General features: G+C 57.6%; 15 protein-coding genes. 8 read left to right on the forward strand and 7 right to left on the reverse strand.

Annotated elements, in window-relative coordinates; genetic code table 11:
• Nucleotides 1-24 precede the first annotated feature (24 nt).
• Both dprA and B3729_RS05485 read right to left on the reverse strand, forming a co-directional pair.
• Nucleotides 25-1,140: a DNA-processing protein DprA gene (dprA, locus tag B3729_RS05480; protein WP_286787328.1), complete on the reverse strand. Its 1,116-nt coding sequence runs from the start codon at nucleotides 1,138-1,140 to the stop codon at nucleotides 25-27.
• A 54-nt stretch (nucleotides 1,141-1,194) separates the two neighbouring features.
• A complete protein-coding gene (locus B3729_RS05485; protein WP_010796361.1) occupies nucleotides 1,195-2,220 on the reverse strand; it encodes a LysM peptidoglycan-binding domain-containing protein in 1,026 nt (341 codons plus the stop codon).
• A 143-nt stretch (nucleotides 2,221-2,363) separates the two neighbouring features.
• Here B3729_RS05485 and def point away from each other — a divergent pair, with 143 nt between their 5' ends.
• From def to B3729_RS05505, 4 genes are all read left to right on the forward strand, one after another.
• Nucleotides 2,364-2,876 carry a peptide deformylase gene (gene def / locus B3729_RS05490; protein ID WP_010796360.1) on the forward strand — a complete coding sequence of 171 codons (513 nt, stop codon included), beginning with the start codon at nucleotides 2,364-2,366 and terminating at the stop codon, nucleotides 2,874-2,876.
• A gap of 123 nt (nucleotides 2,877-2,999) precedes the next feature.
• The gene (gene fmt / locus B3729_RS05495; RefSeq protein WP_150348372.1) at nucleotides 3,000-3,944 is read left to right on the forward strand and encodes a methionyl-tRNA formyltransferase; all 945 of its coding nucleotides are present in this window, start codon (nucleotides 3,000-3,002) and stop codon (nucleotides 3,942-3,944) included.
• Complete coding sequence (gene rsmB, locus B3729_RS05500) at nucleotides 3,941-5,248, forward strand: 16S rRNA (cytosine(967)-C(5))-methyltransferase RsmB (protein WP_074820959.1); 1,308 nt, start codon at nucleotides 3,941-3,943, stop codon at nucleotides 5,246-5,248. Before fmt ends, rsmB begins: the two co-directional genes overlap by 4 nt.
• 12 nt (nucleotides 5,249-5,260) lie before the next feature.
• On the forward strand, nucleotides 5,261-5,575 hold the full coding sequence (locus tag B3729_RS05505) for a hypothetical protein (RefSeq protein ID WP_286787329.1): 315 nt from the start codon (nucleotides 5,261-5,263) through the stop codon (nucleotides 5,573-5,575).
• Nucleotides 5,576-5,588: 13 nt separating this feature from the next.
• Here the strand turns inward: B3729_RS05505 and B3729_RS05510 are convergent, their stop codons facing one another.
• The 4 genes from B3729_RS05510 to B3729_RS05525 all read right to left on the reverse strand — a co-directional run bounded on the left by B3729_RS05510 (nucleotide 5,589) and on the right by B3729_RS05525 (nucleotide 8,842).
• Complete coding sequence (locus tag B3729_RS05510; protein WP_010796356.1) at nucleotides 5,589-5,855, reverse strand: PilZ domain-containing protein; 267 nt, start codon at nucleotides 5,853-5,855, stop codon at nucleotides 5,589-5,591.
• A 34-nt stretch (nucleotides 5,856-5,889) separates the two neighbouring features.
• On the reverse strand, nucleotides 5,890-7,209 hold the full coding sequence (locus tag B3729_RS05515) for an Nramp family divalent metal transporter (RefSeq protein WP_010796355.1): 1,320 nt from the start codon (nucleotides 7,207-7,209) through the stop codon (nucleotides 5,890-5,892).
• Nucleotides 7,210-7,329: 120 nt separating this feature from the next.
• Nucleotides 7,330-8,217, reverse strand: a complete 888-nt coding sequence (locus B3729_RS05520; RefSeq protein WP_010796354.1) for a lysophospholipid acyltransferase — start codon at nucleotides 8,215-8,217, stop codon at nucleotides 7,330-7,332.
• Nucleotides 8,218-8,272: 55 nt separating this feature from the next.
• Nucleotides 8,273-8,842, reverse strand: a complete 570-nt coding sequence (locus B3729_RS05525; RefSeq protein WP_286787330.1) for a DNA-3-methyladenine glycosylase I — start codon at nucleotides 8,840-8,842, stop codon at nucleotides 8,273-8,275.
• Nucleotides 8,843-8,944: 102 nt separating this feature from the next.
• On the opposite strand from B3729_RS05525, the gene glyQ reads away from it, so the two are divergent.
• Genes glyQ through B3729_RS05545 form a run of 4 tightly spaced genes read left to right on the forward strand, consistent with a single transcriptional unit; the run spans nucleotide 8,945 to nucleotide 13,265 of the window.
• The gene (gene glyQ / locus B3729_RS05530) at nucleotides 8,945-9,895 is read left to right on the forward strand and encodes a glycine--tRNA ligase subunit alpha (protein ID WP_219651308.1); all 951 of its coding nucleotides are present in this window, start codon (nucleotides 8,945-8,947) and stop codon (nucleotides 9,893-9,895) included.
• The gene (gene glyS / locus B3729_RS05535; RefSeq protein ID WP_286787331.1) at nucleotides 9,892-11,946 is read left to right on the forward strand and encodes a glycine--tRNA ligase subunit beta; all 2,055 of its coding nucleotides are present in this window, start codon (nucleotides 9,892-9,894) and stop codon (nucleotides 11,944-11,946) included. The genes glyQ and glyS overlap by 4 nt, the downstream gene beginning before the upstream one ends.
• A 5-nt stretch (nucleotides 11,947-11,951) precedes the next feature.
• Entirely contained in the window at nucleotides 11,952-12,488 is a 537-nt protein-coding gene (gmhB, locus tag B3729_RS05540) for a D-glycero-beta-D-manno-heptose 1,7-bisphosphate 7-phosphatase (RefSeq protein WP_286787332.1), read from the forward strand.
• Between the two features lie 3 nt (nucleotides 12,489-12,491).
• Nucleotides 12,492-13,265 carry a lysophospholipid acyltransferase family protein gene (locus B3729_RS05545; RefSeq protein ID WP_286787333.1) on the forward strand — a complete coding sequence of 258 codons (774 nt, stop codon included), beginning with the start codon at nucleotides 12,492-12,494 and terminating at the stop codon, nucleotides 13,263-13,265.
• Nucleotides 13,266-13,319: 54 nt separating this feature from the next.
• Here B3729_RS05545 and B3729_RS05550 read toward each other — a convergent pair whose 3' ends face one another.
• Nucleotides 13,320-13,877: a GNAT family N-acetyltransferase gene (locus B3729_RS05550; RefSeq protein WP_125888033.1), complete on the reverse strand. Its 558-nt coding sequence runs from the start codon at nucleotides 13,875-13,877 to the stop codon at nucleotides 13,320-13,322.
• Between the last annotated feature and the right edge of the window lies 1 nt (nucleotide 13,878).

A 13,878-nucleotide genomic window follows, 5' to 3' on the forward strand; every position in this document is an offset into this window, starting at 1 on the left:
ACGAGTTTAACCGAGACTGACCCGTCACGCTCGATAGACCCAAAGTCCATTTTCACGGGCCACACGGCCATCCAGCTCAAGCTCCGTCAGCTCGGCCAGCAAATGAGAAACCTCGTAACCGCTGAGCTGGGCAAGCGTCTCGCTGTTTTGGGGGGAAGCCCTCAGCACGTCCAGCAAAGGATGCGTTTCACGTGGAACATCTACTGGTTCGGGCTCATTCATCAAGGGCAGGGATGACTGTCCAAACGGTACTTGCCAGCCTCTGAGCGATTCCAGAATATGTTCGATACTCTCGACCAGTTGCGCCCCCTCACGGACCAGCTGATGGCAGCCACGTGCGCCGGGATGATGAATCGAGCCGGGAATGGCAAACACTTCGCGTCCTTGCTCTGCTGCCAGCCGCGCTGTGATCAGGGAGCCACTCGAAGGACTCGCCTCGACCACCAGTACACCGAGTGATAACCCGCTGATGATACGGTTACGCCGCGGAAAGTTGGCGGCGTTGGGTGCTGCATCCAAGGGTAACTCTGACACCAGCGCGCCACCGTGCTCGACGATACGACGAGCCAGGCTGATATGGCGACGAGGATAGAGTCGCTCAAGCCCTGTGCCCAATACGGCAATCGTAGCACCGCTGGCTTCCAGCGCACCTTCGTGAGCTGCACCATCGACGCCGAGCGCAAGGCCGCTGGTTACGCAGAAACCTGCCGCCGCAAGGCTCTTGGAAAACCGGCGAGCGTTATCAAGCCCATAGGCACTCGCCTGGCGGCTGCCGACCAGGGCGAGCTGGGGCCGCTCCAGCAGTTCCACGGCTCCCGCTACATAGAGCAGAGGTGGCGCCCCTTTGGTTTCGGCCAGTAATGCGGAATAGCGAGGATCATCCCAACACACCAAGTGGTGATGTTCACTTTCCAGCCAGGCGAGAGCATGGGCTGCACGTTCACGGGTTTCAACGGTACGGCGGGCGTCTGCGCAGACGCCCGGAATACCCAATGCCTGCCAGGCGGAAGCCGGCGCACTGAGCGCTGCCGAAGCACTGCCAAAGGCATGAATCAGATGGTGAAAGCGGCGCGGACCAATTTCAGGGAGGTTATGCAGACGCAGGCGGGCTTCAAGCTCCGCCGGGGAAGAAAACGACATACGATCATCCTTGATCGTGGCGCACCCCTTGAAAGGCTGCGCCAGTGTGACTATTTAGGGATTACGGACCTTGTCCAGAACCGAGAGCTGACGAGTCGCATTCAGGACCAGGCCATAGCTGAGCTTGTCATAGGTGCGAAAGATCATCAGTAGACCAGAGCGCTCGTCGGGCACCTTGACGTTATCACCCGTTACCCGGTCGCGTACGGTTTCGCCGGTCTTGTAGACAGCCAGTACGTTGCCTTCGACCAGCCCGTCACGCATACCCTTGTTGATGATGACCACATCGAACTGGCCGATCTGGGTAACACCACGCGGAACATCAAGAATGATTCCGTTGATGTCCCTGTCGGGTGCACTGGGCATAAAGGTCGAGTTGACGACACGCTGCTCGGTGGGGAACAGGCGATCGCCCAGGCGAACCTCTTCATTGGAGCGGCTGAGCACCAGCGTGGTCATGTCGCCTTCAGAGGTCACCTTGTCGCCGCTACCGATATAATCGGCGTTGATGCCCAGAAATTCTTCAGTCTGGGGATCTTTATACGCTTTTCCCTGCCGATAAATACTGTAGGCAGGCTGGTCCTCGGTGAAGTGGCCACGTGCGTAGACTCGATCACCGGCGCCACTGACAACACGCTCGGCATTGCCGGCCACGATATAGGGGGCGTTCCTGAATTGATTGGCATCATCGATCACACGGTTCGACAGCAGGAAGCTGTTGATGGCCTCCAGCGGAATCGTCGGTATCGCTTCGGCAATCGGTGTCGACCGGATGGTAGGCGACAGTTTGATCGTGCCGCGGGACTCGCCACGGTTGAGCATCAGCCGAGGCTGCCCGTCCACGTAGACAAGACTCAGTCTATCGCCGGGATAGATCAAATGCGGGTTTTCGACCTGTGGGTTGGCATGCCATATTTCTGGCCACTGCCAGGGCTTGCTCAAAAACTTGCCGGAAATATCCCAAAGGGTATCGCCGCGCACCACCGTGTAACTGTCTGGATGCCCCTGGCGCAGCTGTACGTCGGCCTGCACCCAACTGCTAGCCGCCACCAGCAACAGGGCGAACAACGATTTCCTCATCCGGTGAATCCCTTTACTATGTGCAATATGCAAAAAAACCCTGAGGGAATGCCCCAATCACTCCCTGGCGGGGCTGTTAAATCAACGCTGCTGCATCTTAGCAGTGCCTTTCGAATTTATTCCACACGTGCTTCACACACATCATGGCCCTTTTAAATATCCTAGAATTCCCTGATCCCCGCTTGCGTACTATCGCCAAGCCGGTTGCGGAGGTGGACGATGCCCTTCGTCAGGTGATCGATGACATGTTCGAAACCATGTACGAAGCACCTGGCATAGGATTGGCCGCCACTCAAGTCAATGTTCACAAGCAGCTGATCGTCATCGATATCAGTGAAGACAAAAGTCAGCCGCTCGTGTTCATCAACCCCAAACTGGAACCCCTGACCCAGGATCTGGGCGAGTACCAGGAAGGCTGCCTGTCCGTGCCGGGCTTCTACGAGAAAGTAGAGCGGCCCGAGCGCGTCAAGGTGAATGCCCTTGATCGTAACGGCGAGCCGTTCGAGATGATCTGTGAAGGTCTGCTGGCTGTGTGCATCCAGCATGAGGTCGACCACCTCAACGGTAAGCTGTTTGTGGATTATCTGTCCTCGCTCAAGCGTGACCGCATCAAGAAAAAGCTGGAAAAGCAGCACCGTATCCAGCAGAACGCCTGATTGCTCTGAAAAGGCCTGCAGCAGCAGGCCTTTTTCATTCTGGTGCCAAGACCTCTATCCTATGCAAGACTCGTCTTTATAGTAGCGAGCAGTTGCTGCCTTGTACTGATCCATGAGAGCCCCATGACTCAACCGTTACGTATTGTCTTTGCTGGTACACCAGAATTTGCCGCCCGCCATCTGCATGCCTTGTTAAGGGTAGGCTACTCGATAGCCGCCGTGTATACACAACCTGATCGTCCAGCCGGACGAGGGCAGAAACTGGCGATGAGTCCCGTCAAGCAGCTGGCGGAATCTCACAATATTCCGGTGTATCAACCTCAGACGCTACGCAACGCTGATGCACAGGCAGAGCTTGCAGCCCTTAAGCCTGATCTTCTGATCGTCGTAGCCTATGGGTTGATTCTGCCTCAAGCTGTCCTGGATATTCCGCGCCTGGGCTGCATTAACAGCCATGCCTCGCTGTTGCCTCGCTGGCGAGGGGCTGCGCCAATTCAACGTGCCATCGAAGCGGGCGATACCGAAACGGGCGTCACGGTCATGCGGATGGAAGCGGGCCTGGATACCGGTCCCATGCTGAGCAAGGTAAGCACACCGATTACCGCCGAGGACACTGGTGGCAGCTTACATGATCGTCTCGCCTTACTCGGCGCAGAAGCGGTTGTCGAAGCCATTCCTGCGCTGGCAGCCGGTACGTTGCCAGACAAGCTGCAAGATGATGCCTTGGCAACCTACGCTCATAAGCTTAATAAGGAAGAAGCCAAGCTGGACTGGAGTCGTCCTGCTGTCGATCTGGAACGGCTGATTCGTGCCTTCAATCCATGGCCGTTGTGCCACAGCACCTTGGCGGGAGAGGGCGTGAAAATCTACGCAGCAACAGTGGTAGACGGTAACGGACAGCCAGGTGAGATTCTGGAGGCCAGCCGTGAAGGCTTACGGGTTGCCTGTGGTGAAGGCGCGTTGCTGTTAACGCGTATACAGTTTCCTGGCGGTAAACCGCTTGCGTTTGCTGACTTGTTCAATGCCCGCCGTGAACGCTTTGCCGCAGGTCAGGTACTTGGCTTATGAGTCTTAATCCCCGTCTTGCTGCGGCTCGGGCACTGGCTGCCGTACTGGCAGGCCGCGCCTCGCTGGGTAGTAGCCTGCCAGCCCAACAGGATAAGGTTGATCCACGAGATCGGGCGCTGGTGCAGGAGTTGGCTTTTGGCACGGCGCGTTGGCAACCCCGGTTGGCTCTGCTAGCCGAGAAGCTGTTACAAAAACCGTTCAAGGCAGCTGATCGCGACGTGGAAGCGCTGCTGCTGGTTGGTCTGTATCAGCTTTTTTACACCCGCGTGCCTGCCCATGCAGCTTTAGGTGAAACAGTAGGCTGCGCGGACAAGCTTAAAAAGCCTTGGGCAAAAAGCCTGCTCAATGCAGTGCTGCGCCGTGCCCAGCGCGAAGGCGAAGAGCTGCTGGCAGGTCTTGAGCGTGACCCGGCGGCCCGGCTGTCGCATCCGCGCTGGCTACAGAAAGAACTCAAGGCCCGCTGGCCGGAGCAGTGGGAAGCGATCTGCCACGCCAACAACTTGCATCCGCCGCTTATGCTGCGGGTAAACCATCGCCTGGGAACGCGCGATGCCTACCTGGCTGAACTGGTCGCCGCAGGTATCGAGGCCGAAGCCTGCGCCTACAGCGAGGACGGTATTCGCCTGGTGGTCGCTCAGGACGTTAAAACCCTGCCGGGCTTTGCCGAGGGACGCGTCAGCGTTCAGGATGAAGCTGCGCAGCTGTCAGCCCTGCTGCTGGAGCTGGCCCCGGGTCAACGTGTCCTGGATGCCTGCTGCGCACCGGGCGGCAAGACGTGCCATATCCTTGAGCGAGAAGAGCGGCTGGCTGAGGTTGTAGCGATCGACGCAGAAGCGTCGCGCCTAGTGCGTGTGCGTGAAAACCTTAGCCGCCTCAATCTCTCTGCCAACCTGATCGCTGCCGATGGCCGTGCGGTGGACAGCTGGTGGGACGGCAAACCGTTCCAGCGCATCCTGTTGGATGCACCCTGTTCAGCCACCGGAGTTATCCGTCGTCATCCCGACATCAAGCTCACCCGCAAGCCCGAAGACATCCCAGCCCTGGCCCAACTGCAGGCCGAACTCCTGGATGCACTCTGGCCTACGCTGGAGGTGGGAGGCATTCTGCTGTACGCCACGTGCTCGGTAATGCCGGTCGAAAATACCGACAACATCAGCGCGTTTCTAGCCCGAACATCGGGTGCTCGAGAGCTGGATATTCCAGCCCCCTGGGGAATCAAACAGCCCCACGGCCGGCAGTTACTTCCCCAGGAAAATGGCCATGACGGGTTCTACTACGCCAAGCTGATCAAGATCGCCAAATAAGAGGAAATGCCCATGCTCGAATCATTGGAAAACATGCTAGCCAAAGGCATGGATAACCCCATGTTGCGTTTCGGGCTGGGCAAGGGCTATCTGGATGCCGGAAATGCCGCGCAGGCCGCTATACATCTTCAACGCTGCGTAGAGCAGGATGCCACTTATTCGGCCGCCTGGAAGCTGCTCGGCAAGGCCCTGGAACAGCAGGGAGACAGTAAAGGTGCCCGCGCGGCCTGGGAGTCAGGCCTGACTGCTGCGCAGACCAAGGGCGATAAGCAGTCGGAAAAGGAAATGACGGTTTTCCTGAAGCGTCTGGACAAGAAGAAGGGCTAAGCCAACGCAGGGTTTACCCTCGTAGAAAGCGAAAGCCTGCACCGAGCGCATCCACACGCATCAACTCCATGTCGACAACAGGTGCCTCGATGGGCAGGTCCAGCACCTGTCCCTGTACCCGCGTCCCCACAGGCCACTCCGTCAGCGTCTCGTGCTGCACATAGACGCCACCGTCGGAAAGGTCACGCGTCTGGCAGATCAGCTCGCCAAAGTCCGGGTGCGTAATGCGCAACCGGCACTTCATGGCTACACGGGGGTGGCGTCTCTGATTGATACCCATCAGGCTCTCCTACTTACTGCTTTTCCGTCTGTCATCAGAATAACCACTGCACCAGAAGCCACAGGTTGGCGAGACTGATGATACCGAACAGAAACCAGGCCAGCAGCTTGGTATAGGTGCGATTAGCAAAAGGGCCCATGAGTTTCGTATCGCTCGTCATGCGAATGAGCGGGTAGAGCGCAAAGGGAAGCTGCAGACTCAGGACAACCTGACTCAGCACCAATAGCTTGCCCACGGAACCCTCGCCCAACCACCACACGCCAATCAGCGCCGGGACCAGGGCCATGGCGCGTGTGGCCAATCGCTGCTGCCAGCAGGGAATCTTGAGTTGCAGATACCCTTCCAGAATGACCTGTCCGGCTACCGTCCCGGTAAAGGTCGAGCTTTGTCCCGAAGCCAGCAGCGCCACACCAAACAGAATGCTGGCGAGCGCACCGCCAACCAGCGGATCGAGCAGGTGGTATGCATCCTGGATCTCGACCACATCCGTATGGCCGGTACGGTGAAATGCCGAAGCGGCCAGAATCAGGATCGCCGCATTGATCAGCAAGGCCAGCGCCAGCGAGCCAATGGTATCGAAACGCGCCAGCCGAATGGCCTCTAGCCGGCTGGCCTGATCCTTCGCCACCAGACGTGTCTGTACCACCGAAGAGTGCAAATAGAGGTTGTGCGGCATGACGGTCGCGCCCAGGATGCCGATCGCCAGATACAAGGGCTCCTGATGAGCGATCGCCTCCCAGGACGGTACGAAGCCTTTCGCCACGTCGGGCCAGAATGGATTGACCAGCATCAGCTCGATAAAGAAGCAGATACCGATCGTGGCGGCCAGCCCCAGCATGATGGCTTCCAACTGACGGAACCCCCGACGCTGCAAGCTCAGGATCAACAAGGTATCGAAGGCCGTCAGGATGATCCCCGTGGTTAGCGAGCACCCAAGCAGCAGGTGAAATGCCAACGCGCATCCCAGCACCTCCGCCAGATCGGTGGCGATGATGGATATCTGTGCCAATGCCCAGTGCGTCTTGGCTGTCCGCGGGCTGTATCGCTCGCGAGAGAGCTGCGCCAGATCGCGGCCAGTGGCAAGCCCCAGACGCGCGCATAGGCACTGAACCACCATGCCGGCCAGGCTGGCCAGCAACACCACAAACAAGAGGCTGTAGCCAAAGCGGGAGCCTGCCTCGATGGCGGTCGCCCAGTTGCCAGGATCCATGTAACCGATCGAGACCAGAAGGCCCGGACCTGCAAACTGGAAAGCCTTGCGCCAGAAGGGGGCACCGGGCGTGACAGGCACCGACCCACTGACCTCGGAGGGACAGAAGGGTGCTGTAGCAATTTTGGGAATTGAGAATTTCACCTGCTGCTCTCGATCAGTAAGACGGTTTGCCTGTATCAAGGCCTGGTCTGAACCCGAACATACCAGGCATCACACTTGGCTGAATATCAATGATTGACCACACAAGTGCATGGAATACGCTCAGTACCAGCGAGGCTCGCCATCCGGGCGGTTCTTGAAGCGCTTCATGCTCCACATGTATTGCGTAGGATAGGTACTGACGTAACGCTCCAGCGCCTTGCTCATGGCGGCCACGGACACTTCCGGGTCCTTGTCATACATTTCCGGTGGAGCAGCCTCGAGAATCACCTTGTAGCCACTGCCATCCGGCAGGCGCACCGCATGGAAAAACACACCCCGCGCCTTACCCTTGGCCAACAGCGACGGCACAAATTTGCTGGTTAGCGCCGTAGTGCCGAGGAAGGGCACGAACAGCCCCGCACTTCGGCTAGGCTCGGGATCGGCCGGAATACCCACAGCGCCGCCCCGACGCACCTCCTTGATCACACTGATGATGCCTTCCGGGGTAGAAGGTGCCACACGGTTGCCCAGTTGAACCCGCTGTTTCTTCAGGAGCTCATCCACTGCTTTCAGCTTGGGCGGACGGTAGAAAATGATCGGCTTGGCATGGGAGCAATAAAAGTGATTGAGCAACTCCCAGTTACCCAGATGGCTGGTAATGCCCACCAGGCCATCGCCTGAAGCCAATGCCTCCTGCAGCACGTCCATGCCTTCCACTTCACGAATCAGCTTGAGCGAGCGCTCTGCTGGCCAGATCCAGGCACAGGCGCTTTCGGTCAGGGTCTTGCCGATACCAGCCAGGCACTCCTTGGAGAATTGCTCCAGCGCTTCGCCCTCAAGCTCTGGATAACAATGGGCCAGATTGATCCGGGTCACCTTGCCAGCACGTGTCGGCAGTTTCCACATGCACCAGCCAATGAAGGAACCCAGCCGCTGTACCATGGACCAGGGCAATAGGGCCAACAGACGCAAGAAGCCGACAATCAGCGCGCCTTTGAGCTTTTCCAAGAGCAACTCCCACAAGCATAAAATCCACTATTGTACTGCCGCACGCCGGGGCTGATCAGCCTTTCGGCATCTGATCACCACATAACACGGCGTAACGGTCGCAGTCCGTCGTGTGATCCATCACCAGCCCGGCGGCCTGCATATAGGCATAACAGATGGTCGGGCCGACAAACGTGAAGCCTGCCTTCCTGAGCGCCTTGCTCATCGCCTCAGCCTCAGGCGTGATGGCAGGGACCTCGCTGCGATCGCGGAAATGGTTGATCTTTGGCTCACCACCGACGAACGACCAGAGAAACGTCACCGGATCCTCCAGGCGCAGCCACGCCTGGGCGTTTTGCCGGGCAGCCTTGAGCTTCATCCGGTTGCGAATGATGCCTGCATCCTGCATGCGTATCTCAATCTCCTCATCGGTCATGGCCGCCAGTCGCCCAGGATCGAAACCGAACAGCACTTCCCGATAACGGGCGCGCTTTTTCAGAATGGTGATCCACGATAATCCCGCCTGGAAGCCTTCCAGCACCAGCAACTCGAACAGCCGCTGCGGATCTTTCAGCGGTATTCCCCACTCCTCATCGTGGTAGGCGATATACAGCGGATCGTCAGTACACCAGTAGCAACGCGGCATGAGGGCTCCCTAATGGTCAGAACAGGCCGTTCACCTAAATATCATCCGAGTCTAATCGGTTATACTGCCTGACTTTTACCGTCTCCAGCACAGGTGAACGCCGTGACTTCGACTCCACCCGCCGTGCGCACCTTCCAGGATCTGATCCTCGCCCTGCAAAACTACTGGGCGGAGCAGGGCTGCGTTGTTTTGCAGCCCTATGACATGGAAGTCGGCGCCGGTACGTTCCATACCGCCACGTTCCTTCGCGCCATCGGCCCGGAAACCTGGAACGCCGCCTACGTACAACCCAGCCGCCGTCCAACCGACGGTCGCTACGGCGAAAACCCCAACCGCCTGCAGCACTACTACCAATTCCAGGTAGTCCTGAAGCCCAACCCGGAAAACTTCCAGGAGCTTTACCTCGGCTCCCTGAAGGCCATCGGCCTTGACCCGCTCGTCCATGACATCCGCTTCGTGGAAGACAACTGGGAATCGCCCACCCTGGGTGCCTGGGGTCTGGGTTGGGAAGTCTGGCTGAACGGCATGGAAGTTACCCAATTCACGTACTTCCAGCAGGCCGGTGGCATCGAGTGCTATCCAGTGACCGGTGAGATTACCTATGGCCTGGAACGTCTGGCCATGTACCTGCAGGGCGTCGACTCGGTCTATGACCTGATCTGGACCGATGGTCCATTCGGTACCGTGACCTATGGCGACGTGTTCCATCAGAACGAAGTGGAGCAGTCCACCTACAACTTCGAGCATGCCAATGTGCCCAAGCTGTTCGAGCTGTTCGACTTTTACGAGTCGGAAGCCAACCGCCTGCTTGAGCTCGAATTGCCGTTGCCGACCTATGAAATGGTGCTGAAGGCCTCGCATACCTTCAACCTGCTGGATGCTCGCCGCGCCATTTCTGTAACCGAGCGCCAGCGCTATATTCTGCGCGTTCGTACCCTGGCCCGTGCTGTGGCGCACAGCTACCTGAAGGCCCGCGCACGCCTTGGCTTCCCCATGGCCACGTCCGAACTGCGTGACGAAGTACTCGCCAAACTCAAGGAGGCCGAACAATGAGCGCCCAGGATTTCCTCGTCGAGCTCGGTACTGAAGAGCTGCCACCCAAAGCCTTGAAAAGCTTGGGTGAGGCGTTTCTCGCCGGTATCGAAAAAGGCCTCAAGGCTGCCGGGCTGAACTATGGCGGTACCCGTTACTACGCTGCACCGCGCCGTTTAGCCGTGCTGATCAACCAACTGGATGAGCAGCAACCTGATCGCAGCGTCAATCTGGACGGCCCGCCGGTCAAAGCAGCCTTTGATGCCGACGGCAACCCTACACAGGCGGCGCTGGGTTTCGCCCGCAAGTGCGGCGTGGATATCAGCGAAATCGACCGTAGCGGTCCGAAGCTTCGTTTCTCCCAGACAATTCAGGGTCAACCAGCCGGCACCCTGTTGCCAGGGATTGTTGAAGCTTCCCTGGGTGAACTGCCTATTCCCAAGCGCATGCGCTGGGCCGCCCGTCGTGAAGAATTTGTTCGTCCGACCCAGTGGCTCGTCATGCTCTTTGGCAATGACGTACTGGATTGCGAAATCCTGGCCCAGAAAGCCGGCCGCGAATCTCGCGGTCACCGCTTCCATAGTCCAGGCAGCGTAAACATCACGGCTCCCGCCAACTATGCTGAAGACCTTCGCGCAGCTTATGTGCTGGCCGATTTTGCCGAACGTCGCGCGTTGATCGAGCGCCGCGTCAATGAGCTGGCTGCCGAGCAGCAGGGCAATGCCGTCGTGCCGGCAGGTCTGCTTGATGAAGTGACTGCACTCGTCGAATGGCCGGTACCACTGGTGTGCTCGTTTGAGGAACGTTTCCTCGAGGTTCCCCAGGAAGCCCTCATCGCCACCATGCAGGACAACCAGAAGTACTTCTGCCTGCTGGACGCCAACGGCAAGCTTCTGCCGCGCTTCATCACGGTGGCAAACGTCGAAAGCAAGGACCCAGCCCAGATCGTTTCTGGAAATGAGAAGGTTGTTCGCCCGCGTCTGACCGATGCCGAATTCTTTTTTAAACAGGATAAGAAGCAGCCACTGGAGCACTTCAACGAGCGATTGAAGAATGTGGTCTTCCAGGCTCAACTTGGCACTGTCTATGAGAAGTCCGAGCGTGTTTCCCAGCTGGCAGCATATATCGCCGAACAACTGGGCAGCGACGTAGAGAAAGCAGCACGTGCAGGCATCCTGGCCAAGTGCGATCTGGCTACCGAAATGGTAGGTGAATTCCCTGAAATGCAGGGCGTCGCCGGCTATTACTATGCACTGCATGGCGGTGAAGCCGAAGACGTTGCGCACGCGTTGAACGAACAATACATGCCCCGCGGTGCAGGAGCTGAATTGCCTCGTACCGCTACAGGCGCCGCTGTTGCATTGGCAGACAAGTTCGATACCCTGGTTGGTATCTTCGGCATCGGCATGCTGCCCACCGGTAGCAAGGACCCGTTCGCCCTGCGCCGTCAGGCCCTGGGTGTGCTACGCATCCTGATCGAAAAACAGCTGGACCTCAGTATTCCGGCTGCGATCGACAAGGCCATCGAACTGTACGGTGATAAGGTCAAAGCGGGCGATCTGGCTCAGCAGGTACAGGATTTCATCTTTGACCGCCTGCGCGCGCGCTATGAGGATGAAGGCGTTGCCGCTGAAGTCTATCTGTCTGTACGCGCCCTGAAACCCAACTCGGCACTGGACTTTGATCAGCGAGTGCAGGCCGTTCAGGCTTTCCGTGGCTTGCCGGAAGCCGCTTCGCTGGCAGCAGCCAACAAGCGTGTATCCAACCTTCTGGGCAAGGCCGAAGGCATGGTACTGGCCCAGGTCGATGCCAAGCTCTTCGAACACGACGCCGAGCGGGTATTGCTCGAAGCAATCACTGATGCCGAGCAGAACGTCGAGCCGCTGTCACTGGCACGTAACTACCGCGAAGCACTCAACCGCCTGGCAAGTCTACGTGAACCGGTCGATAGCTTCTTTGATCAGGTACTAGTAAACGCTGAAGACGAGCATATCCGCGCAAACCGCTACGCGCTCCTGGCACGTCTAAGGGCGCTGTTCCTGGGCATTGCCGATATCTCGTTGCTGGGTTGATCGATATGAAGCTGATCGTGCTGGACCGGGATGGCGTCATCAATCAGGATTCCGACGCGTTTGTTAAATCGGTCGAGGAATGGATTCCGATCCCGGGCAGTATCGAAGCCATGGCCCGATTGAGCCAAGCCGGCTGGAAGGTGGCGATTGCCACCAACCAGTCTGGTATTGCGCGCGGGCTGTTCGATGGCGAGACACTGGAGGCCATGCACGAAAAACTCAGGCAGCTGGTGAGCGGGCAGGGCGGCCATGTCGATCTGATCGTTCACTGCGCCCACGGCCCGGATGACGGCTGTGGCTGTCGCAAGCCAAGCCCGGGTATGTTCCGCCAGGTGGCACAGCATTACGGCATGACCGACCTGACCGGGGTTCCTGTGGTCGGCGACAGCCTGCGTGATCTGACCGCTGGTATTGCCGTGGGCTGTACGCCTTACCTTGTGAAAACAGGGAAGGGTGAGCGAACCTTGCAGAAGCCGCTCCCGGAAGGAACACAGGTCTTTCCCGATCTGGCGGCTGTTGTACAACATCTCCTACAGGACTAATCCATGCGCGTCCTGCGTACTGTGATCTTCTATATTCTCCTTGGCACCAGCGGCATCATCTGGTCGTGTGTATCCCTGCTGGTCGCTCCGCTGCTTTCCTATCGAGCGCGCTATCGCTTTATCGTCAAGGCCTGGACGGGTTTTGCCGTTTGGCTGGCCAAGGTGATTTGCGGTATCCGTTATGAGATTTCAGGGCTTGAGAATATTCCCAAGACACCCTGCATCATCATTGCCAACCACCAGAGCACCTGGGAAACCTTTTTCCTGTCTGCCCTGTTTGAACCCACCTCGCAGGTAATCAAGCGCGAGTTGCTCAAGGTACCGTTCTTCGGCTGGGCTTTTGCTTTGCTCAAGCCAATCGCTATCGATAGAAACAATGGCAAGGTTGCCCTTCAGCAGATTACCGAACAAGGCGGACGTTACATCAAGCAAGGCTGCTGGGTACTGATTTTTCCCCAAGGTACTCGTGTATCGCCGGGAGAGACTGGCAAGTTTTCTCGCGGTGGCGCTGCGCTGGCTTGTGCGTTGAACGTGCCGGTACTGCCTATCGCTCACAACGCCGGTGAATACTGGCCAAACAAGAGCTGGGTCAAGCGTCCCGGCACCATCAAAGTGATTATTGGTCCGGCCCTATCGCCCAATGGTTCTGATCCCCGTGCGATTGTAGACCTTAATACGCGTAGTCAGTCCTTTATCGATCAAGCGCTGGCCTCTATATCACCTGTGCATAACTCAGCGTTAACTGAGCCTCCAGTCAGGCCCGCCACTAATAGTTGATCAGGTCAAAAAACAAAACCCGGGATAACCGGGTTTTTTATGCACAGATGAAAACTATACAGAGGTCTGTTTCCATTCCTTTCGAAGCAAGCCATACATCATCACATCCTCGAATTGCTCTGCCTTGTGCATATCTTCGCGCCGGCACCCTTCATAGCTCATGCCTAGCTTTTCCAGCACTCTGATAGATGCGCGGTTTCGCTTGAAGCACTCGCCGAAGATCCGATTGAGTCCAAGCGTAGTAAAACCATATTCAATTACCACCCTTGCTGCCTCACTGCAGTAGCCCTGATTCCAGTAGGCTTTGCCTATCCAGTAAGCCAAGCCAGCTTTCCGATGAGGAGAGCCGAAACCGCTCAGGCTTATCGTTCCAATCAATGCAGCATGTTCTTGAAGCACAACGGCCAGATTAAGGCTTCGTCCTTCCATAAACCAACGTTCATGATTGGAGATCCAGTGCTCTGCCAGTTCAAGGGTATAAGGCGAGGGCAGCGTCCCGGTCATGGAAGCAATATCGGGATTGTCAGCCAGCAGATAATGAAAAGGCGCATCGGCAGGGACATACGGCCTTAGCTGCAAACGATGTGTTTTCAACAAGGGAAGAGAAGACATG

Source organism: Pseudomonas sp. UBA3149 (assembly GCF_002364655.1).
Taxonomy (GTDB): domain Bacteria; phylum Pseudomonadota; class Gammaproteobacteria; order Pseudomonadales; family Pseudomonadaceae; genus Chryseomonas; species Chryseomonas luteola.

Bases quoted from the DNA above. Each gene is read 5' to 3' on its own strand.
- B3729_RS05550 (WP_125888033.1), bottom strand. From the start codon at position 13,877: ATGTCTTCTCTTCCCTTGTTGAAAACACATCGTTTGCAGCTAAGGCCG.
- rsmB (WP_074820959.1), top strand. From the start codon at position 3,941: ATGAGTCTTAATCCCCGTCTTGCTGCGGCTCGGGCACTGGCTGCCGTA.
- B3729_RS05485 (WP_010796361.1), bottom strand. From the start codon at position 2,220: ATGAGGAAATCGTTGTTCGCCCTGTTGCTGGTGGCGGCTAGCAGTTGG.
- def (WP_010796360.1), top strand. From the start codon at position 2,364: ATGGCCCTTTTAAATATCCTAGAATTCCCTGATCCCCGCTTGCGTACT.
- fmt (WP_150348372.1), top strand. From the start codon at position 3,000: ATGACTCAACCGTTACGTATTGTCTTTGCTGGTACACCAGAATTTGCC.
- B3729_RS05545 (WP_286787333.1), top strand. From the start codon at position 12,492: ATGCGCGTCCTGCGTACTGTGATCTTCTATATTCTCCTTGGCACCAGC.
- B3729_RS05525 (WP_286787330.1), bottom strand. From the start codon at position 8,842: ATGCCGCGTTGCTACTGGTGTACTGACGATCCGCTGTATATCGCCTAC.
- B3729_RS05505 (WP_286787329.1), top strand. From the start codon at position 5,261: ATGCTCGAATCATTGGAAAACATGCTAGCCAAAGGCATGGATAACCCC.
- dprA (WP_286787328.1), bottom strand. From the start codon at position 1,140: ATGTCGTTTTCTTCCCCGGCGGAGCTTGAAGCCCGCCTGCGTCTGCAT.
- B3729_RS05510 (WP_010796356.1), bottom strand. From the start codon at position 5,855: ATGGGTATCAATCAGAGACGCCACCCCCGTGTAGCCATGAAGTGCCGG.
- gmhB (WP_286787332.1), top strand. From the start codon at position 11,952: ATGAAGCTGATCGTGCTGGACCGGGATGGCGTCATCAATCAGGATTCC.
- glyS (WP_286787331.1), top strand. From the start codon at position 9,892: ATGAGCGCCCAGGATTTCCTCGTCGAGCTCGGTACTGAAGAGCTGCCA.